Below are 25,468 nucleotides of genomic sequence, written 5' to 3'. Positions count from 1 at the left end.
AGAGCCATGACCATGAACCGTCGCGGCCTTCTGGGCCTGTTCGGCGCGGGCGCGGCGGCGGGCTGCGCCACGGTCCCGTCAGGCGAAGGCGTCGCTGTCGCCTTCGCCCACGGCGTGGCCTCGGGCGATCCGGCGACCGACCGGGTGATCCTGTGGACGCGCGTCACCCCGGCGGACGGCCATGTCGGGCCGGTCTCGGTCGCCTGGCGCGTGCTGGACGGGCAGGGCGACCGGGTCGTCGCCTCGGGCCGGTTCGAGACGGGGCCTGAGCGCGACTATACGGTCAAGGTCGACGCGGCGGGCCTGCGTCCCGGCCGCGACTATCGCTACGATTTCGCCGTGGGCGAGACGCGCTCGCCCATGGGCCGCACCCGCACCCTGGCGGCGGAGGGCGTCGCGCCGGTCAATCTGGCGGTGGTGTCGTGCCAGCTGCACCCCGGCGGCCTGTTCAACGCCTATGAGGCGATCGCCGCCCTGCCGACACTCGACGCCGTGGTCCACCTGGGCGACTACATCTACGAATACAGTGCGGATTCCGACGCCTATGGCATGGCGACCGGCCCGAAGCTGGGCCGCGTGCCCGAGCCGGCGCACGAGATCGTCTCCCTGGCCGACTATCGGCTGCGCCACGCCCAGTACAAGCGCGACGCCGACCTTCAGGCCGCCCACGCCCGCGCGCCCTTCATCTGCGTCTGGGACGACCACGAGACGGCCAACGACGCCTGGCTGCACGGCGCCGAGAACCACCAGCCCGAGACCGAAGGCGACTTCGCTCTGCGCAAGGCGGCGGCGCTGAAGGCCTATTATGAGTGGATGCCGATCCGCGAGGCCGCGCCCGGCGCGCTGAAGGAGGCGATCCACCGCAGCTTCCACTTCGGCGATCTGGCCAGCCTGATGATGGTCGAGACCCGCCTGACCGGCCGCACCGAACCGCTGGCCTATGACAAGGATCTGACCGCCAAGGACGGGCCGGACGGCGAGCCGGTGCTGGACCTGGACGCCTTCCGCGCCAAGCTGAACGACCCCGCCCGCGATCTGATGGGACCGCAACAGCGCGACTGGCTGAAGCGCGAACTGGCCGCCTCCAAGGCCAAGGGCCGTCCGTGGCAGGTGCTGGGCAATCAGGTCGTCATGGCGCGCGTGGCCGGTCCCGACGTGTCGCGCACCCTGACCGAGGCCCAGGTTCAGGGCCTGATGGCCCAGATCCCCGAAGCCTATCGCGACCAGTTCGAACAGGCCCTGTTCCTGTTCAAGATGGGCCTGCCGTTCAACCTCGACGCCTGGGACGGTTATCCGGCCGGGCGCGAGCGGCTCTACGCCGCCTTCGCCGAGGCGGGGGTGCAGCCCATCGTCCTGGCGGGCGACAGCCACGCCTTCTGGGTCAATGAGCTGAAGGACGCCGGCGGCGCGCGCCGGGCGGTCGAGTTCGGGACCAGCGCAGTCTCCAGCCCCTCGATCGGCGACGCCATCGGCGGCTTTCCCCTGGGCGCGGCGTTGATGCAGGCCAATGACGAGGTGCGCTTCTGCGACCAGTCGGCCAAGGGCTTCATCCTGCTGACCCTGACCGAGGACCGGGCCGAGGCGGCCTTGATGCAGGTCTCGACCATCTTCGCCAAGCCGTTCGAGGTCACGACGTTGAAGCGGGTCGGCGTGAACCGCGCCGATGGGGCGATCACGGGCGTCTGATCGCCAGCTTCCTTTCTGGCCTGTCTCCGGTCCGCCCCGCCGTGCGGCGCGGACCGGATCACAGCCTCAGGCGGCGAGGATTTCGTCGGCCGGGCCGAAGAATTCATAGTGGATGCGGTCGGCCGGAACGCCGGCGTCGCGCAGGTCCGACACCAGGGCGCGCAGGAAGGGGCGCGGGCCGCACAGATAGTAGTCGGCTTCCTGGATCGGCGTCTGCTGACTCAGCCAGGCGCCGGAGATGCGCCCCGCATGGTCATGGCCGTCGCCGTCATTGGCGGGGGCTTCATAGAAGACGGTGCTGCGCGCGCGCGGATGGGCCGCCGTCAGGGCGCGGATGTGCGGCCCCATGGCGTGCGCCCCGGCGTCATAGGCGCCGTGGACATAGTGGACCTCGGTGTTGGCCTTCTCGGCGACCAGGGCCTCCAGCATCGACACCATCGGCGTCAGGCCCACGCCGCCGGACAGCAGGACGACCGGGCGCGGCGGCGTCTCGGGCAGGAAGAAGTCGCCCGCCGGAGCCCCGACCTTCAGCACCATGCCGACGCGGGCGTTGTCGTGCAGCCAGCCCGAGGCCAGACCCTTGTCCTCGCGCTTGACCGAGATGCGATAGGTCACGTCGTTCGGAGCGCAGGAGATGGAGTAGTTGCGCTTGATCGGCGGATGGCCGGGGATGTCGAACCAGAAGGTCAGATACTGGCCGGGCCGGTGGCGCAGCACCGGGCCGCCGTCCTTGGGCTTGAGCACGAAGGAGGTGATGACCGAGCTTTCGGGACGCACCTCGACCACCTCGAAGGCGCGCCAACCGTTCCAGCCGCCGTGGGCCGTCGCCAGGTCTTCATAGATGGCCGCCTCGCGGGTGATCAGGATGTTAGCCAGGAACCAGTAGGCCTCGCCCCAGGCGGTCATGATCTCCTCGGTCGCGGCCTCGCCCAGCACATGGGCGATGGCGCCCAGCAGGGCGTTTCCGACGTGCGGATAGTGTTCGGGCAGGATCTGCAGGCCGACGTGCTTCTGGGCGATGCGCTCGACCGCGGCCGCCAGGGCGCCCAGGTTATCGATGTTGGCGGCGTAGGCCAGGATGGCGCCGGTCAGGGCGCGCGGTTGCGAGCCGGCGTCGCCGTGGTGCGACTGGTTGAACAGATCGCGGATCTCGGGGTTCTGGAACATCCGCGAATACATCTCGCGGACGATGTCGAGGCCGTGGGCCTCGAGCGCGGGGACAGTGGCTTTGACAAGCGCGATCGTGCGCTCGCTGAGGGCTTGAGCCATCAGGAAACTCCTAGGCGTTGCGATGTGGAAGGGAAGGAAGGGGGAAGGCCGGGCCCTAGCCGTCGGGCGGCCGGTCAAAGAAGTCGACACGCATCTTCATCGGCCCCAGAGGCTCGACGAAATGAACCTGCTGCGGTCCGATGCGGCCCGGCGTTCCGGGCTTCAGGACAGTGGTCATGTGCGGGTCGCTATAGGTCAGGCGAACCTCGCCCTCCAGCACCTGGATCAGGCCCCAGGTTCCGGCCTTGAGGCTGTGTTCGGCTCGCAGGGCGGGGGGCAGGGTGGCGGCGTCGAACACCGGGGTGGAGCGATAGGGCGCGGGCGGCGAGGCGCCCGTCGGCTGGGGTTGCTGGCTATGCGAGCGGCCGTTCATCGCCTTCGCTCCATTGATGCATTGATAATGCATCTATAGCCCGCGTTTGAAACATGCAACGAGGATGCATATAATTTTCTGCGGCGCGATGACGCGCTGATCGCCGAGGCTTCTGAGAGGCTGAATGCGCCTGACGCGCTACACCGACTACGCCATGCGGGTGCTGCTCTATCTGGGGGCGCGCCAGGATCGGCTGTGCTCGATCGCCGAGATCGCCCAGGCCTACGGCATCTCGCAGAACCATCTGATGAAGGTGGTCAGCGACCTGGTGAGCGCGGGTTATCTGGTCAGCGTGCGCGGGCGGTTCGGCGGGGTGCGGCTGGCGCGTCCGCCGGATCAGATCAACGTCGGCGCCGTGGTGCGCCATACCGAGGACGGCTTTGATCTGGTCGATTGCGGCAGTTGCGTCATCGCCCCGGCCTGCGGCCTGACGGGCGCCCTGCATCAGGCCCTGGCCGCCTTCATGAAGGTGCTGGACGGCTACACCCTGGAAGGTCTACTCAGCCGCCGGATCGACATGGCGGGCCTGTTCGCCGCCGCGCCGGCGGCTCAGGATTCGCCGGATGCGGGTTGACGCTCCAACAGCAAGGCCATGATCTCGGCGCCCAGTTGCATGTCCGAGACCGGACCGAAACGGCGGGTGCGCATCCTCCCCTGCCGATCGACCAGCACCAGACTGGGCGTGCCCTGTAGGTTATAGGCGGTCATGGTTCGCGGCGCGGTCGTCGTTTCGGACGGCGCATCGACGGCGACGGGAAAACGGCAGCCGTTGTCCGCCAGCCATCGAGCCAGGCCCGCACGGTCCGACTGTTGTTCGTGATGTTCGAACACGCTGTGCACGCCCAGCACCACGACCTCGCCCGAGGTGAAGGTTTCGGCGACGCGGCGAGCCTGGGGCAGGGCGTAATGCGAACAGCCGGGGCACAGGCGTTGCAGAAAGACGATGCAGACCACCTTGCCGGCCAGGTCCGTCAGGCGCACCGGCTCCGGGGCGTTCAGCCATTCGGCGGCTTCGATCGGCGGTGCGGGACGAGGCATGGGCGGTCTCTTTGTCGACATCAGCGCGCCGATGGAGGCCGGACCTGGAATCGAACCAGGCTGGACGGATATGCACTCCGTCGCGTAACCGCTCCGCCATCCGGCCTTCGGCGTGTGGAGCTTCGATAGCAGGCGACGACCGACTTGGCCTCGGCCGGTTTGCACGTCTTCAAGGGGCCGGTTTCGTCGCGGCCAGCCGCTTTACCGCGCGTCGCAATTCATCGTCATCCAGGCTGGCGAAGCCCAGGCGGAAGGCGTTCAGCCTTTGCGCCGGGTCCAATTGCAACTGGCCGCCGTAGGTGAGCATCAGGCCCGCCTTTTCCGCGGCCGCGGCCCAGGCGGCGGCGTCGATGGAAGCGTTCACCTTCAGCCACAGGGCCAGGCCTCCGGCGGGGCGTTCGAACGTCGCGACGTCGCCCAGGGCCTGGGCGATTTCGGTCGCGAGCAGGTCGCGGCGCTGTTCATAGATGCGGCGCGCCTTGCGCGCGTGACGGCCCAGGTCGCCTTCGTCGATCAGCTTGGCCAGGGCGTGTTCCAGCGGCACGTCGCCCTGCCTGTCCACGGCTTCGCGCAGCCGCGCCATGCGCGCCAGGATCGGCCGGGGCCCGGTCGCGTAGCCGATGCGCAGGGCCGGAGCCAGCAGCTTGGAGACTGAGCCGATGTGCACCACCCGGTTCTCCGCCTGGGCGCGGGAGGCCAGTGGCAGCACGGGGCGGCCCTCGAAGCGGTATTCGTGGTCGTAGTCGTCCTCGATCAACGTCAGGCCATGGCGGCGGGCCAGATCCAGCAGCCGCAGCCGCCGCCCGGCCCCCAGCGTCACCGTGGTCGGATACTGATGGTGCGGCGTGACATAGACGGCGCGGATCTCCGGGTCGCGCGCCAGCAGGGCCTCCAGCCGGTCGACGTTCAGACCCTGGCCGTCGACGGGGGCGCCGACCACGCGGGCGCCCGCCGCGCGGAAGGCCTGCCAGGCCAGCGGATAGCCGGGATCCTCGACCGCGATCGCCTGACCTGGCTCCAGCACGGCGCCCGCCGCCAGGAACAGGGCCATCTGGCTGCCTCGCGTCACCAGCACGTCGTCGGCGCCCGCCGTCAGGCCGCGCTCGGCCGTCAGATAGCGGGCCAGGGAGGCGCGCAGCGGCGGCGCGCCGCGCGGATCGCCATAGCCGGTCAGCATGCGCAGGCCCGCCGCCGACACCGCCCGGCGAAAGGCGCGCGCCAGTTCCGCGCCGGGCATCAGTCGGGCGTCCGGCGCGCCGTCCGAAAAGCGCAGGGGCGCAGGCGTCGCGCTCGGCCGCAACGGCGAAATCGGCGCCGCCTCGCTTTCGTTCCAGCCGCAGACGCCCAGGTCAGGCAGATCGCGCGCGACATAGGTGCCGCGCGACGCCTCGGCCGCCAGCCAGCCCTGCAGGATCAGCTCCTGATAGGCCGCATCGATCGTGTTCCGGTGCAGGCTTAGCGTCGCCGCCAGGGCGCGCGTGCCCGGCAGACGGTCGCCCGGGTTCAGCCGCCCGCGCTCGATCTCGCGGACGATGGAGGCGGCCAGGTTGATGAAGATCGGCTGGGCCGGGTTGTCGATCAACTCGATGACGATGGCGCTTCGCCCCATGAACCGGCCTATCCATTTTGAATAAAGCGGCTCTTAGCGGCAGGCCGTCAGATGGGTATCCCACGCTCGATCCCGCACAGCAACACCGCTGTCGGACAGAGCGAAGGGATAGGCGTCATGGCCCGCAAAGCTGTTTTCTATCATGCCGGATGCACCGTCTGCGTCGATGCGGAGCAGCGTTTCGCCGGGGCGCTGAACCCGGCTGACTACGCGGTCGAGGTCGTCCATCTGGGCGAGGCGCCGGGCCGCCTGGATGAGGCTGAGGCTGCAGGCGTCAAGTCGGTGCCCGCCTTCGTCATCGACGGCGCCGTCTATCACATCAACCACGGCGCGGACCTGTCCGCCCTGCGTTGATCGACGTTCGGCCCTCGCCCTCTCCCCCGAGGCGAAGGCCGCTTGGCGGGTCGGCGTCCCTCCTCCTCAGATCGGCCCGACCCGCCCCTTTTTTATCCGACTGACGGAGACGGCATGACTTCCGAACTGGCGACGCGGGCTCTGGACCCGCAACTGGCCCAAGCCCTGATGCTGGAGCGCCAGCGCCAGCAGGACAGCATCGAGCTGATCGCGTCCGAGAACATCGTAAGCGCCGCCGTGCGTCAGGCGCAGGGCTCCGTCCTGACCAACAAATACGCCGAGGGCTATCCGGGCCGCCGCTACTACGGCGGCTGCGAGGCGGTTGACATCGCCGAGAAGCTGGCCATCGAGCGCGCCTGCACCCTGTTCGACACGGCCTACGCCAACGTCCAGCCGCACTCGGGCGTCAACGCCAACCTGGCCGTGCTGTTCGCCCTGATCAGGCCCGGCGACCGCATCATGGGGCTGGACCTGGCCTGCGGCGGCCACCTGACGCACGGCTCGCCGGTCAGCCTGTCGGGCCAGTGGTTCGAGGTCAGCGCCTATCGGGTGCGCGAGGACGACGACCTGATCGACTATGACGACATGGAACAGCGCGTCCTTCAGGACCGGCCGCGCCTGATCTATGCGGGCGGCTCGGCCTATCCGCGCCGCATCGACTTCGCCCGGATGCGCCAGATCGCGGACAAGGTCGGCGCCTATCTGGTGGCCGACGTGGCCCACTACGCCGGGCTGATCGCGGCGGGCCTATATCCCAATCCGACGCCGCACGCCCATGTCACCACCTCGACCACGCACAAGACCCTGCGCGGCCCGCGCGGCGGCCTGATCCTGTGCAACGATCCGGAATTGGCGCGGCGCATCGACAAGGCGGTCTTCCCCGGCACCCAGGGCGGGCCGCTGATGCACGTCATCGCGGGCAAGGCGGCGGCCTTCCATGAGGCGTTGCAGCCGGACTTCGTCGAATACTCCAAGGCGGTGATCGTGAACGCCCGCGTACTGGGCCAGACGCTGGCGGACGGGGGCCTGCGCCTCGTCTCGGGCGGGACGGACTGTCATCTGGTGCTGGTCGATCTGCGCCCCTTCGGCCTGACCGGCAAGGCGGCGGTCGAGGCGCTTGAGGATCACGGCCTGATCGCCAACAAGAACGCGGTCCCCTATGACGCGGCCTCGCCGATGGTGACGTCCGGGCTGCGGCTGGGCTCGCCATCCTCGACCTCGCGCGGGTTCGACGCCGAGGCGTTCCGCACGGTCGGCGGCATGATCCTGACCATCCTCAAGGGTCTGCGCGACGGCGATCTCGACAGCGCGGCGGTGAAGGCGCAGGGAAGAGAACTGACGCGGGCCTGGCCGATCGCCGGACCGGCGCTGACGCCCGCTTAAGGAGGTTCCGAACGCGCGTGCGGGTCATCTCGATTCAAAGCCAGGTCGTCTACGGCCACGTCGGCAACAGCGCGGCGGTCCAGCCGATGCAGGCCATGGGGCTGGAGGTGGCGGCGGTGCCGACCACCCTTTTGTCCAATCACCCGCACTATCCCACCATGCGCGGCCGGATTCTGGAGACGGAACTGGTCGCCGACCTGCTGTTGGGGGTCGAGGAGCGCGACCTGCCCATGACATCCGGGGCGGTGGTCACGGGCTATATGGGCTCGGCCTCCAATGCGGCGGCGACGGCGGGTTTCCTGCGTCGCTGGAAGGCGAAGAACCCCGCCCTGCTGCACATCTGCGACCCGGTGATCGGCGACGATGATCTGGGCGTCTTCGTCGCCGATGGCCTGATCGAACAGTTCCGCGACTTCCTGACGCCGATGGCCGACATCATCACCCCCAACCAGTTCGAGCTGGGCCGACTGGTCGGCGAACGGCCCGATACGGTCGAGGAGGTGATCGAGGCGACGCGCATCGTGAACGCGCGGGGAACCGGGCGGACGGTGGTGACAGGCTGCGTCCTGACCGACACCGCGCCCGGCGAGGTCGAGACCGTGGCGGTCGACGGCGGCGTCGCCCATCGCACCTCCATTCCCCGCATTCCGATCCGGCCCAGCGGCACCGGCGACCTGTTCACCGCATACCTGACCGGCTGGCTGATGCGCGGCGAGGGGCTGGCCGAGGCCGCCGCCCGCGCCACCGCCGAGGTCCAGACCGTTCTGCTGCGGACCCAGGCGGCGGGCGCCTTCGAGATGCGCCTGACCGAGAGCTGAAAGCCCTCAGCCGAAGCTGGCGACGGCGGCGATCACCCGGTCCTGTACCGCCTCGTCCAGATAGGCGCTCATCGGCAGGCTGATGACGCGTTCCGCCCTGGCCTCGGTCACGGCCAGACCGCCGGGGCCGATCGGGTGATGGCGATAGGCGGGCTGGCGGTGCAGGGGGATCGGATAATAGACGGCGGTCGGCACGCCCTGCGTCTTCAGATGGGCGGCCAGGGCGTCGCGGTCGTCGTGCTCGACGGTGAACTGGGCCCAGACCGAACGGCCGCCGGGAATGACCACCGGCGTCGCCGCCACACGACCGGCCAACCCCTGCACATAGCGCTCGGCGATGCGGTTGCGGCGTTCGATCTCTTCCGGGAAGATCTTCAGCTTCTCCAGCAGGACGGCGGCCTGCAACGTGTCCAGACGCCCGTTCATGCCCAGACGCGGGTTCAGATATTTGGGGTCATGCGCAAAGCCCTGCGCTGCCGCGTCCGCCGCCGTCGCCTGACCGTGGACGCGAAGGGAAATGAGGTGATCCATCAGGGCCGCCTCCTTCATCAGCACCGCGCCGCCGTCGCCATAGGCGCCCAGAGGCTTGGCCGGGAAGAAGCTCAACGTCGTCGCGTCGGCCCAATGGATGGGGTGTCGGCCGTTCAGGGTGCAGCCGAACCCCTGCGCCGAATCCGCGATCAGCTTCAGCCCGTGTTTCTGGGTGATGTTCGACAGGGCGGGATAGTCGGCGGGCTGGCCGAACAGGTCCACGGCGATGACGGCGCGGGGTTTCAGCACGCCCTCGCGCTCGACCGCCTCGACGGCGGCGCGCAGGTGGTCGGGGTCGATTGTCCAGGTGTCGGGGCGGATGTCGACGAAGACCGGCGTAGCGCCAGCCAGCGCGACCACCTCGGCCGTGGCGGCGAAGGTGAAGGCGGGGCAGAAGACGGCGTCTCCCGGCCCCACGCCCCACGCCATCATCAGCAGCACCAGCGCATCCGTTCCATTGGAACAGGACAGGGCGTGGGGCGCCTGGCCGAAGTCGCACAGGGCCTGTTCAAAGGCGCCGACCGCCGGACCCATGATGTACTGGCCGCTGGCCGCGACCTCCATCAGGGCGGCGTCGATGGCCGGGCCGATGCGGCGGCGCTGGCTGAGAAGATCGATGAAGGGAATGGACACGCGGTTACTCCGGGGAGGGAAGGTTGGTCAGGCCAGACCGGGCCAGTAGTGGGCGTTCGGCGTCGGGCGCGGGCCGAAGATGGCCTGTCCGACCCGCACCACGGTCGCGCCTTCGCGCACGGCCAGTTCGTAGTCGCCGGTCATGCCCATCGACAGACCGGTGACGCGCGCATCGATGCGCTCGGCCCGGTCGCGCAGGGACCGCAACAGGGTGAAGCAGGGCCGCACCCGGTCGGGATCGTCGCTGAACACCGCCAGCGTCATCAGCCCCTGCGGCTTCAGCCGGGGAAAGGCCTCCAGCCGTTCGATGAAGTCCAGCGCGTCGTCGGGATGCAGGCCGAACTTGCTCTCCTCGCCCGAGGTGTTGACTTGGACATAGATCTTCATGTCGCGCCCGTCGGTCTCCAGCCGCTTGTCCAGCACCTCGGCCAGTTTGAGGCTGTCCAGCGCATGGAACTCGTCCGCCAGACGGGTCAGGTATTTGACCTTGTTCGACTGCAGGTGGCCGACGACGTGCCAGCGCATCGACAGGTCGGCCATGGCCTCGGCCTTGTCGCGGGCCTCCTGCAGCTTGTTCTCGCCGAAGTCGGTGACGCCCGCGGCCCACGCCAGACGCAGTATCTCGGCCGGAACCGTCTTGGTGATCGGCAACAGGCGCACGCTGTCGATCGGCCGCCCGACCTGTTCGCAGGCAGCGGCGATGCGGCGATGAACCAGCGCCAGATTGGCGGCGAACCGCTCGCGCGGATCGGGGCCGAAGCGTTCGAGGTTTTCAGGCGAAAGGGTCACGAAACATACTCCCGACACAGGCGGCGGCCCAGCCGCGCGATGACTTCATAGTCGATGGTCGCGCCGTCCAGCGCCAGTTGTTCCGGCGTGCGGTTGGGGCCCAGAAGTTCCACCTGATCGCCTGCCTTCAGCGCGTCAGGCGGAAGGGCGCTGATATCCACGACCAGACTGTCCATCGAGATGCGCCCGACGAAGGGCAGCAACCGCCCCTCGAATGCGGCGGCGCCGCTCGCCGATAACTGGCGCGGCCAGCCGTCGGCATAGCCCACGCCGATGGTGGCCAGCCCCATTCCCTTAGCCGCTGTAACGGCCCAGCCGTAGCCGACGCCGGCGCCCGCAGGCACGGCGCGGGTCTGGATGACGCGGCCCGTCACCTCGACCACCGGCTGCATGGGCCGCGCAGAGGGGGAGGCGTCCAGCCCGAACAGGGCCGCCTCGACCCGGCACAGGTCGTAGTGATAGTCCTGGCCCAGCCAGCAACCGGCCGAGTTGGCCAGCGAGCGCGGGGCGCCCTGGGGCGCGTGGGCCAGAATGCGCTCGAAGGCCTGACGCTGGCGCGCATTGCCTGCGTGGCCGGGCGTGTCGGCGACGGCCAGATGGCTGAGGATCAGGCGCGGTTCGATCCAGCGGATCGGGCCGTCCGGGTCGAAGGCGAAGGCGGCGTCCTCGGGCGGCAGGCCCAGCCGCGACATGCCGGTGTCGAACTGGATCGCCGCCGCCAGCGGCCGCCCGACGGCCCGGCCCAGACGCGCCCAGCCCTCCATCTGCTCGCGACTGTTCAGCACGGGGATCGCTCCGGCGGCCAGGGCGGCGTATTCGGCGCCCGGCGCCAAACCGTTCAGCACGAACAGTTCGGCGTCGGCGGGCAGGACGCGGCGCAGGTCCACCGCCTCGAACAGATGGGCGACGAAGAAGACGCGGCATCCGGCGTCATAGAGGGCGGCCGCGATGCGGGCCGCGCCCAGACCATAGGCGTCGGCCTTGACCACGGCGGCGCAGGCGGCGGGCGCGACCTGACCGCGCATGGCGCGATAGTTGGCGGCGACGGCGCCGAGGGAGACGCGAATCCGGCCGCCGCCGTGGTCGGATCGGCGGCCGGGCGGGTCGGTCGGAAACAGGGCGAGGGCAGGCAAGGGACGGGAACTCTCACGGCGTCGGCTGACCGCCGACATCCGCACCCTAGACACCTATATCCCGGCCATTCCCCGCCACGTCGGCGCAGATCGTCAGACCGCTTTGTAAGCGTCGATCACGCGGGGAACAGCTTCGCCAGCCGATCGACGGCGGCGTCGATCTCGGCCGGGGTCGAGGCGGCGAAGCCCATCAACCAGCCGGGACGGCCCGCGCCCGCGTCGTGCAGGGGCGTCAGGCCGGTCAGATGGACGCCGACGCGCCGGGCCGCGCGCACCGTCTCGGCCTCGTCAAAGCCGTCCTTCAGGAAGCAGGGCATCTGTAAGCCGCCGACAGGCCGGTCGGGCGTGACGACGTGGGGCAGGCGAGCCCTCACCGCCGCCTCCAGCGCATCCAGCCGTTCCGCATAGACGCCGCGCATGGTGCGGACATAGGCGCCGAACCGGCCGTCCTCGATGAAGCGGGCCAGGGTCAGTTGCGCCACCGAGGCGGTGAAGCCGTCCATCAGGCTGCGCGCCGCCACCATCGGCTCGACCAGAGGGCGCGGCAGGATCAGATAGGCCAGCCTCAGACCCGGAAACAGCGACTTGGTGAAGGTGCCCAGATAAAGGGTCCGGTCGTGGGGGTCCAAGCCCTGGACGCAGGCGGTCGGCCGCCCGGCATAGTGGAACTCGCTGTCGTAATCGTCTTCCAGAATCCAGGCGTCATGCTCGGCCGCCCACTGGATCAGGGCCAGCCGCCGGTCCAGCGACAGGGTGCGGCCGGTCGGAAACTGGTGCGAGGGGGTGACGAAGACCGCTCGCCCATCCTCACGCCGGGCCAGCAGGTCGTCGGTCCTCAGCCCCTGGGCATCGACCGCCACGGGGAGGCGCTTCAGCCCCGCCGCGTCCAGCGCCTTGGCGGCGCCCTGATAGGCCGGGTCTTCGATGAAGACGCCGTCGCCGGGATCGGCCAGCACCCGGGCGCACAGGGACAGGGCCTGCTGCGAACTGGTCAGGATCAGGATCTGGTCGGGATCGGCGCGCGCCCCGCGTTCCAGGTTCACATAGCCGGCGATGGCGCGGCGCAGGCGCGGATGGCCCTGCGGGTCGCCGTGGTGCAGGGCGGCGGCGCCCTCCTCGCGCAGGGTCAGGCGGTGCAGCCGGTCCCACTGGGCGAAGGGAAACAGCCGCGTCTCCGGCACGCCGGGCGAGAAGGCCAGCGGAGCGTAAGGATCGCGCAGACCCCCGCTGTCGGCCATCGCCTGCCCGCGTTTGCTCAGGGTCGGCGCCGTCGCCGGTTGCAGGGCGGGGCGGCGGCCTGCCGGGCGCAGCACGCCGCGCTTCAGCCCCAGTTCGGTCAGCTCGCAGACGAAGCTGCCGCTGCCGACGCGCCGCTCGATGAAGCCCTCGGCGTGAAGCTGGGCATAGGCCGTCTCGACCGTGTCGCGCGACACGCCCAGCGACCGGGCCAGCGTCCGCGACGAGGGCAGGGGCCGCCCCGCCGTCAGCGATCGCTCGACGATCAACTGGCGCACGGCGCGCTGGATGCGGGCGTGCAGGGGCAGGCCGGACTGGGCCGGGTGGTCCATGAAGGCCTGAACGGATTCCAGCTGGGCGCGCTTCAGCAATGGTCTGCGACTTCTTTCCAAAGTGGCCGGAATGATCCGGCCAATGCAGCGTTAGGTGTCACGCCCCCGGCGGGATGGCAATGTCGCCGCCCGTCCTGTGATGGGATGTGATGTCATGGGCGCTTTCGACTTCGCCGACTTCTTCAGCCGCGATCTGGACGATCTGAAGCAGGAGGGCCGGTATCGCGTCTTCGCCGATCTGGAGCGGCTGTCGAAAGGCGCGCCCTACGCCTGGGATCACCGGCGCGAGCGGACCATCACCATCTGGTGCTCGAACGACTATCTGTCGATGGGCGTCCATCCCGAGGTGGTCGAGGCGGCGCAGGGCGCGATCCGCACCTATGGCGCGGGCGCGGGCGGGACGCGCAACATCTCGGGCACCAGCCACGAGCACGTTCTGCTGGAGCGCGATCTGGCCGATCTGCACAGCAAGGAGGCGGCGCTGCTGTTCACCTCAGGCTATGCGGCCAATGACGCGGCCCTGTCGACGCTGGCGTCGCGCCTGCCGGGGGCGGTGATCTTTTCCGACGCCCTGAACCACGCCTCCATGATCGAGGGCGTGCGGCGCTCGGGCGTGGAGAAGCACATCTTCGCCCACAACGACTGGCGCGATCTGGATCGGCTGATGAGCGGGGTCTGCCGCTATCGGCCCAAGCTGGTCTGTTTCGAGAGCTGCTATTCGATGGACGGCGACTTCGCCCCCATCGCCGCCCTCTGCGACGTGGCCGAAAAGCACGGCGCCTTCACCTATCTGGACGAGGTTCACGCCGTGGGCCTGTACGGCGCGCGCGGCGCGGGCGTGGCCGAGCGCGACGGCCAGTCGCATCGCATCAGCATGATCCAGGGCACCCTCAGCAAGGGGTTCGGCGCCATGGGCGGCTATGTGGCGGGCGATGCGGCGGCGGTCGATTTCGTGCGCAGCCACGCGCCGGGCTTCATCTTCAGCACGGCCCTGCCGCCCTCGGTCGTGGCCGGGGTGCGGGCGGCCCTGCGTCATCTGAAGGCCGACGGCGCGCCGCGCCGGGCGCTCGCCGCGCGCGCCGCCTCGATCAAGGCGGGGATGCAGCGGCTGGGCCTGCCGGTCCTGCCCAGCCCCAGCCATATCCTGCCGGTGATGATCGGCGACGCGGCCACGGCGCGGGCGGTGACGGACGCCTTGATGGATGAGCACGGCGTCTATATCCAGCCGGTCAACTTCCCCACGGTGCCGCGCGGGACCGAGCGGCTGCGCGTCACGCCGACGCCGCTGCACAGCGACGACGACGAGGATCATCTGCTGGAGGCTCTGGCCGCCGTCTGGGCCGATAACCCCGACTGGCGCCGGTTCTCGCGACGGGCGGGTGCGAGTATGGCGCACGCCTGACGTGGTAACGACGCCCCTCGTCGCGTGCAGGCGGCGAGGGGCGAGACGATCAGCGCCGGGTCGCCCGGTTGATCAGGGCGCGGGCTTGCTCGATGGCGGCCGGGGTGGTCAGTTCGCCGGCGTGAATCTTATCGGCCATCTCCATCAGCGAGGCGCTGGTGGCGGCGCCTGTGTCGGCGACCTCCTGGACATGAACGCCGTTGTCGCGAGCTATGACGGCGTCCCAGGCGGTGCGAACCTCGCCCCAATAGTCTTGAGTGGCGGCCCAGTAGTCGTCGCCTAGCTTGGGGTCGAAGGCGGTCGAGGCGTCATAGGTGTTGACCACGTCTTCCTGAACCACGACCAGTGGCTCGCCGCCATTGCGGCCGGTCATCTTGACGTTGTCCTGAATGTGAACCCAGCCGCCGGGCCGTATGACGTGCCGGTTAGTTCCGAGGTAGCGGTCATAGACCGGGTTGCGCACGGCGTCGCGCCGGGCCAGCGGACGCCAGGTCGGACCGGACGTCCAGACGGTCATGCCGTTGTCGTAGGTCCAGCGGCCGACACCGCCGTAACGCGGCGAGTCGTCCGTCTGCCACACTGTCTGGGACCAGGCGCCGCGACGCGCTTCAGCCGACACGGGGGTCAGGGTCCACTGGTTCGGGCCGGCGTAGGTCAGCACGGTTTCGGGTTGATAGACCCAGTCCTGACGCCAGTGCTTGACCAGGACGGTCTGGCCCTCGTGGTGCATGACGAGGATGTGCTGCAGGCTGATGCGGTCGCCTTGGTCATAGACGACGCGCACGATCTCGGTGCCGCCGGACCGCTTGGGTTCTAACGGCTGATAGTCAGCCTGCAGGCTGACGGTCTCGCGCATGTCGAAACGCACGCGATAGTCGCCGACCTGAGCCAGGATGGCCTGACGATCGCGTTCAAAGGCGCTGGCGGGGGCTTGGGTCTGAGTTTGGGCCGCGAGGGCGGCGGGCATGGCCTGGGCGGCGGGCGCGCCGGTCAGCAGGGCGGCGGCGATCAGGATGGCGCGCATGGGGGCTCCATTTGCTTGCGGGGTGCGGGGCTTAAGCTTGCGCTTCTGGGTCATGGTCGGGTTCACAGGCGGACGCTCAGGGAGACGCCGACGTTGCGGCCCGGCTGGGTGAAGGCGTCCAGCGTTGCGGGACTGGCGCCGACGGCGGGGCGGCTCAGGCCGCGTACGTCGCTCCACCAGGCGTATTTCTCGTCGAAGACGTTGAAGACGCCGGCGCGCAGGGTGGCCCGCTCAGCCACGTTCCAATAGGCGGTGACGTCCAGCAGGGTGAAGGAGTCGCCCGGCCAGCACAGGCCGCCGCCGCACTCATGGTTCGACTTCTTGTCCGACCAGGTGACGGTGGCGCTCCCGCCCCAGACGCCCGAGGGCGCGGCGTAGTTCAGGCCGCCGACCAGCTTGATGGATCGACGCTGGTCAGGGCGCCGCGCTCGCCCTCCGTCTCCTGTTCGCCGTCGGCGAAGGAGGCGGCGACGATGGTCGAGAAGCCGTTGTCCCAATGGATGTCGCCGCGCGCTTCCAGACCCCAGATCTTCACCGTGGTCAGGTTGACGTACTGATAGATTAGCGGGTCGACGCCGGGACGACCCGTGCCGCGCACCACCACCTGGTTGATGAAGTCGTCGTATTCCGTGCGGAAGGCCGTCGTCTGCAGCGACAGGTGCCCGCCGAAGAGGTCCAGGTTGCGGAAGCGGAAGCCGCCCTCGATGCTCTCGCTCGTCTCGGGCTTCAGGTCCGGGTTGGGGATGGACTCATAGCCGAACACCGGGTTGGCGAAGAAGTTGTTCACCTGCATCGGCGAGGGCGCCTTGAAGCCCTGGGCGTAGTTGGCGAAGACGCCGAAGTGGTCGTCGGCCCAGTAGATGACGCCGATCTTGGGCGACAGATGGCTGTCGCTCTGCTTCTCGGCGGCGGCGGGGAAGAGGGCGTCCTTCTTGGGCGTCAGCTCATACCAGTCGTAGCGCAGGGCCGGGATGATGCTGAGGCGGCCGCCCAACAGGTCGATCTCGTCCTGAATGAACAGGCCCGCCAGATCGAACTCGGTCTTGGGGAAGGGGCGGGTCGGGAAGGTTTCGCCGGTCGGCGGCGCTGTGCCGTCGCGGACGCCTTCCTGGGTCGTGCGCGACCAGTCGGCGCCGAAGGTGACGCGGTGGCGGACGGCCTCGCCGACGAAGCTCTTGGACCCCTGCGCCGCCAGGCCCCAGACGGCGTTGTCGAAGGTCACGTCGCGGGTGCGGTCGCCCGAGACGGTCGCCGGCGGGGCGGCGCCGACGATGGTGGTGATGTCGCGGTCTTCAAAGGTGAACTGGCGGGTCGTCGCCTCCTGCCAGAAGCCGGCGACCGAACCCTTGTCCAGGCCCAGGAAGTCGCTGAAGCGCCAGTCCAGGCTGACGCGGTCGCGCTGGGTCTCGTCCTCGGCCAGAACCTGATTGACGGTGGTGACGGTGGTGCGGCCGGGCATGGCCATGGTGCTGGAGCCGCGGGTGCTCAGGGCGTCGCCGCTCATGTCCTGGTCGAAGTGGTCATAGGTCAGGCGCACGACGTGGTCCGGGTTCACGTCCCAGACCAGCTTGGCCAGCACCGCGTTGGAGGCGAAATCCTGCGGGTTGGGCTGGGTGCGGGCCGCGCCGACGCCGCCCGTCTCGGCCATGTTTTCGGTCTCTTGAGCGTCACGACGGGTGTAGGCCAGCAGGCCCGAGAAGGCGCCGCTGCGCCCGGCCAGGGCCAGGCCCTCGGTCCAGCCTTCATCGGCCGAGTTGTAGCCGACGCGCGCGCGGGCGCCGAAGTTGCGGCCCGCCTCGATGAAGTCGGCCGGGTCTTTCGAGGTGAAGCTGACGGCGCCGGCGATGCCGTCCGAACCATAGAGGGCCGAGGCCGGACCGCGCAGGATCTCGACCGACTTGACCAGATCCAGGTCGTTATAGCCGCCGCGACCGACCGACTGGGCGCCGAAGGCGAAGCCGTCCGGCACGCGCACGCCGTCCTGCACGATCAGCACGCGGTTGCCGCCCATGCCGCGAATGGTGAAGCCGGAATTGCCGTCGCGCCCGGCGCCCGACAGGGCGGCCGAAAAGCGGGCGGGGCTGGTCGGGACGCTGACGCCCGGTTCGAACCGGATCAGATCCTTGATGTCGGTGACGAGGTTGGTCTCGATATCCTTGGCGGTGATGACGCTGATGCTGGCGGGCACTTCGTCGACGCGGCGCTCGGTGCGGGTGCCGACGACGGTGACCGGGGCCACGCGCACGGGCTCGTTCAGGTCGATCGCATTGTCTTCGACGGCGGGCGCGGCGATGGCGGGAACAGCGGCGGCGAGGGCGGTCAGCCCGACGGAAATCATGAGTAGCGAGCGCATCGGCGAGACCCCGGTTGAAACTGGGCCTGCTTTAATGCGAACGATTATCAGAATCAATCTTAGTCTTTTGACGCTTCAATCGTTCCCGCTACGGTCACAATCGCGCCAACTCGTCGCCTTGACGCAAGCGCGTCATTTCCCTTAGGAAAAACTCTGGCAGAACGAGAAGGCGCGATCCGCAGCCTTTCGGACGCCGTCCCAAAATTTTTTCGGAGATGATCGACACGCCCGTGCCCGCCAGCTTCCTCTTGCTCGTCATTCTCGTCCTGCCCTTCATCGGGGCCATGATCGCCTCGGGGCTGCCGCGCCATGCGCGCACCGCTGCGGCCATCCTGTCGTGGATCATCGCCCTGATCAGCGTCGGCTGTCTGGCGGTGCTCTGGCCCAGGTTCCAGGACGGCGAGGTGCTGAAGCTGACCCTGGCATGGCTGCCGTCTCTGGGGGTCAATCTGACCATTCGCCTGGACGGCCTGTCCTGGCTGTTCAGCGCCCTGATCCTGGGGATCGGCGCGCTCGTGGTGCTGTATGCGCGCTACTACATGTCGCCGAAGGATCCGGTGCCGCGCTTCTTCTCCTTCCTGCTGGCCTTCATGGGCGCCATGCAGGGCGTGGTGCTGTCGGGCAATCTGATCCAGCTGGTCGTCTTCTGGGAGCTGACCAGCCTCTTCTCCTTCCTGCTGATCGGCTACTGGCACCAGAACGCCTCGGCGCGCGAGGGCGCGCGCATGGCCCTGTCGATCACGGCGACGGGCGGGGTGGCCCTGCTGGTCGGCATGATCCTGATCGGGCGCATCGTCGGCAGCTATGAGCTGGACGCCGTCATCGGCGCGCGCGACGTCATCCTGGCCAGCCCGCTGTACCCGGTCGCCCTGGGCCTGATCCTGATCGGCGCCCTGACCAAGAGCGCCCAGTTCCCGTTCCACATCTGGCTGCCGCGTGCCATGGCGGCGCCGACGCCGGTCAGCGCCTATCTGCACTCGGCCACCATGGTGAAGGCGGGCGTCTTCCTGCTGATGCGGTTCTGGCCCGTCTTCGGCGAGACCGAGATGTGGTATTTCGTGGTCGGGGGCCTGGGCCTGACGACCCTGTTGGTCGGCGCCTGGTGCGCCATCTTCCAGCACGACCTGAAGGGCCTGCTGGCCTATTCGACCATCAGCCACCTGGGCCTGATCTGTCTGCTGCTGGGCCTGGGGTCGGACCTGGGCGCCATCGCCGCCATCTTCCACACCATCAACCACGCCACCTTCAAGGCCTCCCTGTTCATGGCGGCGGGCATCATCGACCACGAGGCCGGCTCGCGCGACATGCGCAAGCTCAGCGGCTTGATCCGCTTCATGCCGATCACCGCCACCCTGGCCATGGTCGCCGCCGCCGCCATGGCGGGCGTGCCGCTGCTGAACGGCTTCCTGTCCAAGGAGATGTTCCTGGCCGAGGCCCTGGCCAGCACCCAGACCTCGGCGCTGAACCAGGCCCTGCCGGTGCTGGCGACCCTGGCGAGCGCCTTTAGCGTCCTCTATTCGCTGCGCTTCATTCACAGCACCTTCTTCGGCCCGCCGCCGACCGAGCTGGACCGCGTCCCGCATGAGCCGCCGGCCTGGATGCGGCGCCCGGTCGAGGTGCTGGTGGCCCTGTGTCTGCTGGTCGGGATCTTCCCCGCCATCACCGTCGGCCCCTTCCTGCGCAGCGCAGCCGTGACCATGCTGGGCTTTGACCTGCCCCAATACAGCCTGGCCCTGTGGCACGGCTTCAACCTGCCGCTGCTGCTCAGCGTCATCGCCATGGCGGGCGGGATCGGCCTCTATGTCGTGTTCGGCAAGGCGTTGAACGCCAATCCGCGCGGCGGCCCCTGGGGCATGAAGCGGCTGAACGGCGGCTATCTGTTCGAGCGATCCCAGGTCATTCTGATGGACCTGTCGCAGTGGATCGTGCGTCATCTGGGCGCGCGGCGCCTGCAGCCGCAGCTGCGCCTGATCCTGTTGACGGCCCTGCTGTCGGCGGCCGTGGCGGCGGCGGGCGGCTTTGTGCTGACCTGGCCCGAGTTCCGCGTTCCCCAGGCGCACAACCTGGCCTTCGCCGCCCTGTGGCTGGCGGGCGGGGCCTGCGCCCTGGCCGCCGCCTGGCAGGCCAAGTATCACCGCTTGGCCGCCGTCATCCTGATGGGCGGGGCGGGTCTGGCCAGCTGCCTGACCTTCGTCTGGCTGTCGGCGCCCGATCTGGCCCTGACCCAGCTGGTGGTCGAGGTGGTGACGACGGTGCTGCTGCTGCTGGGCCTGCGCTGGCTGCCCAAGCGCCTGGCCGAGATCCATGTGCCCGAGTCCGAGCAGCGCCGCGCCCGCTGGCGTCGTCGTCTCGACCGGGGGATCGCCGTCTGCGCCGGGGCGGGCGTGGCCCTGATCGCCTGGGCCGTCATGGTGCGCCCGCCGGTCGAGGGCGTGTCGCGCTTCTTCGTCGAGAAGGCCTATGAGGAGGCGGGCGGCCGCAACGTCGTCAACGTCATCCTGGTCGACTTCCGCGCCTTCGACACCTTCGGCGAGATCACCGTCCTGGGCGTCGTCGGCCTGACGGTGCTGGCCCTGTTGCGTCGTTTCCGCCCGGCCAGCGACAGCCTGTCCCAGCCGATGCAGAAGCGGGTGCAGGACGCCTCGGACCGCGCCCGCGAAGGCCGCACCGAGGGCGACACCCTCAGCGACACCATGATGATCCCCGGCGTGGTGATGCGCTGGCTGTTCCCTTTCATCATCCTGCTGGCCGTGCACCTCTTCCTGCGCGGGCATGATCTGCCCGGCGGCGGCTTCGCGGCGGGTGTGGCGCTGTCGATCGCCTTCATCCTGCAATATATGTCGTCCGGCGCCCGCTGGGTGGAGGAGCGGCTGGAGATCCGCCCGATCATCTGGATCGGCGTCGGCCTGCTGCTGGCCGCGCTCAGCGGGGCGGTGGGCTGGATCTTCGATCAGCCCTTCCTGACCACCTATTTCCAGTACGCCGATCTGCCGCTGCTGGGCCGCGTGCCGCTGGCCAGCGCCGTCCTGTTCGACCTGGGCGTGGTGGTGCTGGTGGTGGGCGCCACGGTGCTGGTGCTGGTCGCCCTGGCCCACCAGTCGCTGCGCCGCGCGCGCATCGAGGAAGCCGAGGCCGAAGCGGAAGCCGAGGCCGAGCAGAAGGGAGGGGCGCAATGACCCAGATTGTCCTGGCCCTGGCCATCGGCGTCCTGACCGGTTCGGGCGTGTGGCTGATGCTGCGTCCGCGCACCTTCCAGGTCATCATCGGCCTGTCGCTGGTCTCCTATGCGGTCAACCTGTTCATCTTCTCCATGGGGCGGCTGCGCTCGGCCGCGCCGCCGATCGCCAGCAAGGGCGCGGAAGACCCTGCACTTTACGCCGACCCGACGCCCCAGGCCCTGGTGCTGACGGCCATCGTCATCAGCTTCGCGCTGACGGCCCTGTTCCTGGTGGTGCTGCTGGCTTCGCGCGGCGAGACCGGCAGCGACCATGTCGACGGCCAGGAGGCGCCCGAATGACCGACTGGCAGGAACACCTGATCATCGGGCCGATCGTTCTGCCCATGGTCATCGCTGCGGCCATGCTGCTGTTCGACGAGCGTCGCCGCCTGCTGAAGGGCGGGCTCAGCCTGTTCGCCATGGCGGCCATCCTGGCCATGGCCCTGGCCCTGCTGCACGAGAGCGCGACCGGGGCGACGGGCGGGGGTGACACCGCTCGCGTCTATCAACTGGGCGACTGGCCGGCGCCGTTCGGCATCGTCCTGGTGGCCGACCGTCTGTCGACCTTGATGGTGGCCCTGACCAGCGTCCTGGGCGCCTGCTCCATGATCTTCGCCCTGGCGCGATGGGACCGGGCGGGGCCGCGTTTCCACGCCCTGTTCCTGTTGCTGGTCATGGGGGTCAACGGGGCCTTCCTGACGGGCGACCTGTTCAACCTCTTCGTCTTCTTCGAGATCATGCTGGCGGCCTCCTACGGTCTGGCGCTGCATGGGTCGGGCGAGGCGCGTATCCGGGCGGGCCTGGCCTATATCGCCGTCAACCTGACGGCCTCCATGCTGTTCCTGATCGGGGTCAGCCTGATCTACGGCGTCACCGGCACCCTCAACATGGCCGATCTGGCCGTGCGCATCCCCCAGATCGCCGAGGCGGACCGGGGCCTGTTCCACGTCGGCGCGGCCGTCCTGGGCGTGGCCTTCCTGACCAAATGCGCCATGTGGCCGCTGGGCTTCTGGCTGACCACCACCTATTCGGCGGCCAGCGCCCCGGCCGCCGCGGTCTTCGCCATCCTGTCCAAGGTCGGCGCCTATGTGATCATCCGCCTCAGCTTCCTGCTGTTCGCGCCGGACAGCGGCGCCTCGGCCGGGTTCGGCCAATTGTGGATTCTGTTGGGCGGCCTGGCGACCATCGGCTTCGGCACCGCCGGGATGATCGCCGCGCGCGATCTGTCGATCGCCGCCGCCTACGCCGTCATCGTCTCGTCGGGCACTGTGTTGGCGGCCGTCGGCATCGGCAACACCGACGTCCTGGGCGGGGCGGTCTTCTACCTGGTCGGCTCGACCCTGGCCTGCGGCGCCCTGTTCATGCTGGCCGAGGTGCTGAACCGGGGGCAGGATCCCGGCGCGCGCTCGGGCCGCGCCGTCTTCGAGGACGAGTACATCGATCCCTTTGACGACGAGGAGCGCAACGAGCCCGGTCTGGTCATTCCGGCGGCGGTGGCGGCCCTGGGCGGCGCCTTCCTGATCTCGACCCTGATGATCGCGGGCCTGCCGCCGCTGGCGGGCTTCATCGGCAAGCTGGCGATGATGGACGCCCTGTCGGGCGTCGGCGGCTGGGCGGGCTACACGGTGATCGCGGCCTTGTCCCTGGCGTCGCTGGGCGCCCTGATCGGGCTGACGCGCCTGGGCATGGCGGCCCTGTGGGCGCGGGACGACGACGCCGAGCCGGCGGTCGTGGTCGGCGCCGCCGAAGGCGTGGCCATCGCGGGCCTGCTGGCGGCCTGCATCTTCCTGGCGATCTTCGGCGAGGCGGGCTTCGCCTATGCCGACCACACGGCCGACTGGCTGGTGCGGCCCGACGCCTATGTCCGCGCGGTGCTGGGAGGCGGCTCATGATCCGGGCGGTCCTGCCTCACCCCATCCTGTCGCTGGCCCTGTTCGGGGCCTCGGTGCTGCTCAGCGGATCGGCCGCGCCGCCGTCTCTGGCGCTGGCCCTGCTGATGGCCCTGGCCGCGCCCCACATCATGCGCGCCCTGGAGGTCGAGCCGGTTCGCGTCAGAAAGCCGCTGACCCTGCTGAGCTTCGGCCTGGTGGTCGCGCGCGACATCATCCGGTCGAACTGGGAGGTGGCTCTGGTCGTCCTGGGGCTGAACGCCTCGCGCGACAGCCGCGTCTCGGGCTTCGTCCATATTCCGCTGGAGATGCGCGACCGATACGGCCTGGCCGTTCTGGCGGTGATCATCACCAGCACGCCGGGCACCATCTGGGTCGAGTATGAGGACGCCACGGGCGTCCTGTTGCTGCACATTTTGGACCTTCGTGATGAGGACGACTGGGCTGACCGCATCAAGAACCGCTACGAGCGCCGCCTGATGGAGATCTTCGAATGAGCGGCGCCGTCTTCTACTGGGCGCTGGTTGTGGCGCAGCTGTTGCTGGCCGGGACGGCCCTGATCGGGGTCTGGCGCATCGCCAAGGGGCCGCGCGCTCAGGACCGCATCCTGGGGCTGGACACCGTCTATCAGGCCGGGATGCTGCTGGTCGTCGCCTTCGGGGTGCGGACGGGCAGCCACCTGTATTTCTATGCGGCCGTCATCATCGGCATGCTGGGCTTCACCTCATCGGTCGCCCTGGCCAAATTCCTGATGCGCGGCGAGGTGATCGAATGAGCGGCTTTCCCGCAAACGTCCCGGCCTGGGCGGCGCTGCTGGCGGCGGGGCTGGTGCTGGCCGGTTCCGGCCTGACCTTCGTCGGCGCCCTGGGCCTGGTGCGGCTCAAGACCTTTTATGAGCGGGTTCACGCCCCGACCCTGGGGGCGACGCTGGGCATGTTCCTGATCCTGGGCGGGTCGGTGGTCTACTTCACCGCGGCCGAAGGGCGGTTCATGCCGGTCGAGCTGCTGGTGGCGGTCTTCTTCACGGTGACGACGCCGGTGACGCTGATCATCCTGGCGCGCGCGGCCCTGTTCCGCGACCGGACCGATCGCTCCGGCGACGGGGTGCGGGTGCCGCTGGAGGGCGAGTGCGACGGGGTGGTGCGCACGCCGCCGGACCTGACGGCTATTGATCCTCGTCGAAGCGACGCGCCACAAGGTCGGTAAGGGCGGCGACGGCCTCGGCGGCGTCCGGCCCCTCGGCCTTGACCTCGACGCCGCAGCCGATCCCGGCGCCCAGCATCAGCAGGCCCATGATCGAGCGGGCGTCCACGGTCACGCCGTCGCGCGTCACCTTGATCTCGGATTCGAACTCGGAGGCCAGCTTGACGAACTTGGCCGAGGCGCGGGCGTGCAGGCCGCGCTGGTTGCAGATGTTCAGCACCGCCTGGGCGGAAGGGGCGGCGTCGCTCATTTCTCGCCCGCCAGCACCCACGACGCCACCGAGATGTATTTGCGGCCCGCATCCTGGGCGTGGGCCACGCAGGCCTCCAGCGTCTCGCGGCCGCGCACGCTGGCCAGCTTGATCAGCATGGGCAGGTTCAGTCCGGCGATGACCTCGGCGCCGGTCTGCTCCATCACCGAGATGGCCAGGTTGGACGGCGTGCCGCCGAACATGTCGGTCAGCAGGATGACGCCTGCGCCTTCATCGACGGCGGCGGCGGCGTCGACGATGTCGCGGCGGCGCCGCTCCATGTCGTCTTCAGGGCCGATGCAGATGGCGGCGACGCCGCGCTGCGGCCCCACCACGTGCTCCATCGCCGACAGGAATTCGGAGGCCAGGCCCCCGTGGGTGACGATCACCAGCCCGATCATATAGGCTTCACCAAAGACATCCCCAGCTCGCCTCGACGAGCGACAAGCCTCGTTTCATAGGGCAATCGCGGCGCGGATCAAAGGGCGCCGTCGTCGCGCCGTCACGGAAGCGTTGCGACGACGTTCATCGCCGCTGCGACGACCAGGGGCGCCGAGGCGGGGCGAGGGTCCAGAACCAGGCGTGGGATCGCGATTCCGTCGATCACGTCCTGGGCCTTTTCGGGCATCCGCTCGACCGGCTCATGGGTCAGGTGCAGCGACAGGGCGATCCGCGCGAAAGGCAGGAAAGGCCGGTCGACCAGGCCCAGGCCGCGCACCTCCATCCGCCCGGCGATGGTCGCGGGCGCGGCGGCGTAGAGGGCGCCCTCGCAGGCGAAAACCTCGACCCAATCGTCGCCGACCAGCCGCCAGCCGTTCTGCATCAGCCGCAGGGCCAGGTCGCTCTTGCCGGCGCCGGATCGTCCCTGGATCAGCACGCCGCGCCAGGCGCCGCCGAGCCGGAGCGCGGCGACGGTGGCGTGCAGGGGCTGTCGGGGCGCGGTCAT

Annotated in this window: 26 protein-coding genes and 1 tRNA gene; 12 read left to right on the top strand and 15 right to left on the bottom strand. The window is 69.3% G+C overall.

Annotated features, from left to right (window positions below):
- Window positions 1-6 precede the first annotated feature (6 nt).
- Window positions 7-1,686, top strand: a complete 1,680-nt coding sequence (locus tag AC3A3G_RS12090; protein ID WP_200168311.1) for an alkaline phosphatase D family protein — start codon at window positions 7-9, stop codon at window positions 1,684-1,686.
- A 66-nt stretch (window positions 1,687-1,752) separates the two neighbouring features.
- Here the strand turns inward: AC3A3G_RS12090 and hmpA are convergent, their stop codons facing one another.
- Both hmpA and AC3A3G_RS12080 read right to left on the bottom strand, forming a co-directional pair.
- On the bottom strand, window positions 1,753-2,955 hold the full coding sequence (gene hmpA, locus AC3A3G_RS12085; protein WP_200168312.1) for an NO-inducible flavohemoprotein: 1,203 nt from the start codon (window positions 2,953-2,955) through the stop codon (window positions 1,753-1,755).
- Window positions 2,956-3,010: 55 nt separating this feature from the next.
- Window positions 3,011-3,328: a TehB family protein gene (locus tag AC3A3G_RS12080; protein WP_234287867.1), complete on the bottom strand. Its 318-nt coding sequence runs from the start codon at window positions 3,326-3,328 to the stop codon at window positions 3,011-3,013.
- 124 nt (window positions 3,329-3,452) lie between these two features.
- Between AC3A3G_RS12080 and AC3A3G_RS12075 the strand changes: the two genes are divergently transcribed.
- Entirely contained in the window at window positions 3,453-3,902 is a 450-nt protein-coding gene (locus AC3A3G_RS12075) for an RrF2 family transcriptional regulator (protein WP_200168313.1), read from the top strand.
- On the opposite strand, the gene AC3A3G_RS12070 is transcribed toward AC3A3G_RS12075, so the two are convergent.
- From AC3A3G_RS12070 to pdxR (AC3A3G_RS12060), 3 genes are all read right to left on the bottom strand, one after another.
- Complete coding sequence (locus AC3A3G_RS12070; RefSeq protein WP_487488284.1) at window positions 3,878-4,366, bottom strand: peroxiredoxin family protein; 489 nt, start codon at window positions 4,364-4,366, stop codon at window positions 3,878-3,880. The two genes, AC3A3G_RS12075 and AC3A3G_RS12070, sit on opposite strands and share 25 nt — an antisense overlap.
- A gap of 32 nt (window positions 4,367-4,398) precedes the next feature.
- A tRNA-Cys gene (locus AC3A3G_RS12065) sits at window positions 4,399-4,472 on the bottom strand.
- A 63-nt stretch (window positions 4,473-4,535) separates the two neighbouring features.
- Window positions 4,536-5,975 carry a MocR-like pyridoxine biosynthesis transcription factor PdxR gene (gene pdxR, locus AC3A3G_RS12060; RefSeq protein WP_200168315.1) on the bottom strand — a complete coding sequence of 480 codons (1,440 nt, stop codon included), beginning with the start codon at window positions 5,973-5,975 and terminating at the stop codon, window positions 4,536-4,538.
- A 117-nt stretch (window positions 5,976-6,092) separates the two neighbouring features.
- On the opposite strand from pdxR (AC3A3G_RS12060), the gene AC3A3G_RS12055 reads away from it, so the two are divergent.
- The 3 genes from AC3A3G_RS12055 to pdxY all read left to right on the top strand — a co-directional run bounded on the left by AC3A3G_RS12055 (window position 6,093) and on the right by pdxY (window position 8,530).
- Window positions 6,093-6,329: a thioredoxin domain-containing protein gene (locus tag AC3A3G_RS12055; protein WP_125901901.1), complete on the top strand. Its 237-nt coding sequence runs from the start codon at window positions 6,093-6,095 to the stop codon at window positions 6,327-6,329.
- A 114-nt stretch (window positions 6,330-6,443) separates the two neighbouring features.
- A complete protein-coding gene (gene glyA, locus AC3A3G_RS12050; RefSeq protein ID WP_487488283.1) occupies window positions 6,444-7,712 on the top strand; it encodes a serine hydroxymethyltransferase in 1,269 nt (422 codons plus the stop codon).
- Window positions 7,713-7,729: 17 nt separating this feature from the next.
- On the top strand, window positions 7,730-8,530 hold the full coding sequence (gene pdxY, locus AC3A3G_RS12045) for a pyridoxal kinase (RefSeq protein ID WP_487488282.1): 801 nt from the start codon (window positions 7,730-7,732) through the stop codon (window positions 8,528-8,530).
- Between the two features lie 6 nt (window positions 8,531-8,536).
- On the opposite strand, the gene AC3A3G_RS12040 is transcribed toward pdxY, so the two are convergent.
- The 4 genes from AC3A3G_RS12040 to pdxR (AC3A3G_RS12025) form a co-directional block, all read right to left on the bottom strand.
- On the bottom strand, window positions 8,537-9,694 hold the full coding sequence (locus AC3A3G_RS12040) for a DegT/DnrJ/EryC1/StrS family aminotransferase (protein ID WP_487488281.1): 1,158 nt from the start codon (window positions 9,692-9,694) through the stop codon (window positions 8,537-8,539).
- Window positions 9,695-9,721: 27 nt separating this feature from the next.
- A complete protein-coding gene (locus AC3A3G_RS12035; protein WP_487488280.1) occupies window positions 9,722-10,483 on the bottom strand; it encodes a YggS family pyridoxal phosphate-dependent enzyme in 762 nt (253 codons plus the stop codon).
- The gene (gene alr / locus AC3A3G_RS12030) at window positions 10,480-11,616 is read right to left on the bottom strand and encodes an alanine racemase (RefSeq protein WP_487488279.1); all 1,137 of its coding nucleotides are present in this window, start codon (window positions 11,614-11,616) and stop codon (window positions 10,480-10,482) included. Before alr ends, AC3A3G_RS12035 begins: the two co-directional genes overlap by 4 nt.
- A 116-nt stretch (window positions 11,617-11,732) precedes the next feature.
- Complete coding sequence (pdxR, locus tag AC3A3G_RS12025) at window positions 11,733-13,223, bottom strand: MocR-like pyridoxine biosynthesis transcription factor PdxR (RefSeq protein WP_487488278.1); 1,491 nt, start codon at window positions 13,221-13,223, stop codon at window positions 11,733-11,735.
- Window positions 13,224-13,338: 115 nt separating this feature from the next.
- Here pdxR (AC3A3G_RS12025) and hemA point away from each other — a divergent pair, with 115 nt between their 5' ends.
- Window positions 13,339-14,586, top strand: coding sequence for a 5-aminolevulinate synthase (gene hemA, locus AC3A3G_RS12020; protein WP_289648365.1), 1,248 nt, complete (start codon window positions 13,339-13,341; stop codon window positions 14,584-14,586).
- A 49-nt stretch (window positions 14,587-14,635) separates the two neighbouring features.
- Here the strand turns inward: hemA and AC3A3G_RS12015 are convergent, their stop codons facing one another.
- The 3 genes from AC3A3G_RS12015 to AC3A3G_RS12005 all read right to left on the bottom strand — a co-directional run bounded on the left by AC3A3G_RS12015 (window position 14,636) and on the right by AC3A3G_RS12005 (window position 17,963).
- Window positions 14,636-15,610 carry a DUF6607 family protein gene (locus tag AC3A3G_RS12015; RefSeq protein ID WP_200168323.1) on the bottom strand — a complete coding sequence of 325 codons (975 nt, stop codon included), beginning with the start codon at window positions 15,608-15,610 and terminating at the stop codon, window positions 14,636-14,638.
- Window positions 15,611-15,672: 62 nt separating this feature from the next.
- Window positions 15,673-16,107, bottom strand: a complete 435-nt coding sequence (locus tag AC3A3G_RS12010) for a hypothetical protein (RefSeq protein ID WP_487488277.1) — start codon at window positions 16,105-16,107, stop codon at window positions 15,673-15,675.
- Window positions 15,990-17,963, bottom strand: coding sequence for a TonB-dependent hemoglobin/transferrin/lactoferrin family receptor (locus AC3A3G_RS12005; RefSeq protein ID WP_487488276.1), 1,974 nt, complete (start codon window positions 17,961-17,963; stop codon window positions 15,990-15,992). The genes AC3A3G_RS12010 and AC3A3G_RS12005 overlap by 118 nt, the downstream gene beginning before the upstream one ends.
- 215 nt (window positions 17,964-18,178) lie before the next feature.
- Between AC3A3G_RS12005 and AC3A3G_RS12000 the strand changes: the two genes are divergently transcribed.
- Genes AC3A3G_RS12000 through mnhG form a run of 6 tightly spaced genes read left to right on the top strand, consistent with a single transcriptional unit; the run spans window position 18,179 to window position 24,275 of the window.
- Entirely contained in the window at window positions 18,179-21,139 is a 2,961-nt protein-coding gene (locus tag AC3A3G_RS12000) for a monovalent cation/H+ antiporter subunit A (protein WP_487488275.1), read from the top strand.
- Window positions 21,136-21,480 carry a Na+/H+ antiporter subunit C gene (locus tag AC3A3G_RS11995; RefSeq protein WP_487488274.1) on the top strand — a complete coding sequence of 115 codons (345 nt, stop codon included), beginning with the start codon at window positions 21,136-21,138 and terminating at the stop codon, window positions 21,478-21,480. The genes AC3A3G_RS12000 and AC3A3G_RS11995 overlap by 4 nt, the downstream gene beginning before the upstream one ends.
- Complete coding sequence (locus AC3A3G_RS11990) at window positions 21,477-23,072, top strand: monovalent cation/H+ antiporter subunit D (protein ID WP_125901911.1); 1,596 nt, start codon at window positions 21,477-21,479, stop codon at window positions 23,070-23,072. Before AC3A3G_RS11995 ends, AC3A3G_RS11990 begins: the two co-directional genes overlap by 4 nt.
- Window positions 23,069-23,566 (top strand): Na+/H+ antiporter subunit E, encoded by a 498-nt coding sequence (locus tag AC3A3G_RS11985; protein ID WP_487488273.1) that lies wholly within the window; start codon window positions 23,069-23,071, stop codon window positions 23,564-23,566. The genes AC3A3G_RS11990 and AC3A3G_RS11985 overlap by 4 nt, the downstream gene beginning before the upstream one ends.
- Window positions 23,563-23,844 carry a K+/H+ antiporter subunit F gene (locus AC3A3G_RS11980; RefSeq protein WP_368923311.1) on the top strand — a complete coding sequence of 94 codons (282 nt, stop codon included), beginning with the start codon at window positions 23,563-23,565 and terminating at the stop codon, window positions 23,842-23,844. Before AC3A3G_RS11985 ends, AC3A3G_RS11980 begins: the two co-directional genes overlap by 4 nt.
- Window positions 23,841-24,275, top strand: a complete 435-nt coding sequence (gene mnhG / locus AC3A3G_RS11975) for a monovalent cation/H(+) antiporter subunit G (protein ID WP_292056400.1) — start codon at window positions 23,841-23,843, stop codon at window positions 24,273-24,275. The genes AC3A3G_RS11980 and mnhG overlap by 4 nt, the downstream gene beginning before the upstream one ends.
- On the opposite strand, the gene AC3A3G_RS11970 is transcribed toward mnhG, so the two are convergent.
- The 3 genes from AC3A3G_RS11970 to AC3A3G_RS11960 form a co-directional block, all read right to left on the bottom strand.
- The gene (locus AC3A3G_RS11970) at window positions 24,235-24,522 is read right to left on the bottom strand and encodes an HPr family phosphocarrier protein (RefSeq protein WP_368923314.1); all 288 of its coding nucleotides are present in this window, start codon (window positions 24,520-24,522) and stop codon (window positions 24,235-24,237) included. The genes mnhG and AC3A3G_RS11970 overlap by 41 nt on opposite strands.
- Complete coding sequence (locus AC3A3G_RS11965; RefSeq protein WP_200168329.1) at window positions 24,519-24,923, bottom strand: PTS sugar transporter subunit IIA; 405 nt, start codon at window positions 24,921-24,923, stop codon at window positions 24,519-24,521. The genes AC3A3G_RS11970 and AC3A3G_RS11965 overlap by 4 nt, the downstream gene beginning before the upstream one ends.
- A gap of 101 nt (window positions 24,924-25,024) precedes the next feature.
- Window positions 25,025-25,468, bottom strand: coding sequence for an HPr kinase/phosphorylase (locus AC3A3G_RS11960; protein ID WP_200168330.1), 444 nt, complete (start codon window positions 25,466-25,468; stop codon window positions 25,025-25,027).

Source organism: Brevundimonas sp. Soil_N_31 (assembly GCF_057655995.1).
This window is presented reverse-complemented; position numbering and strand designations above follow the sequence as displayed.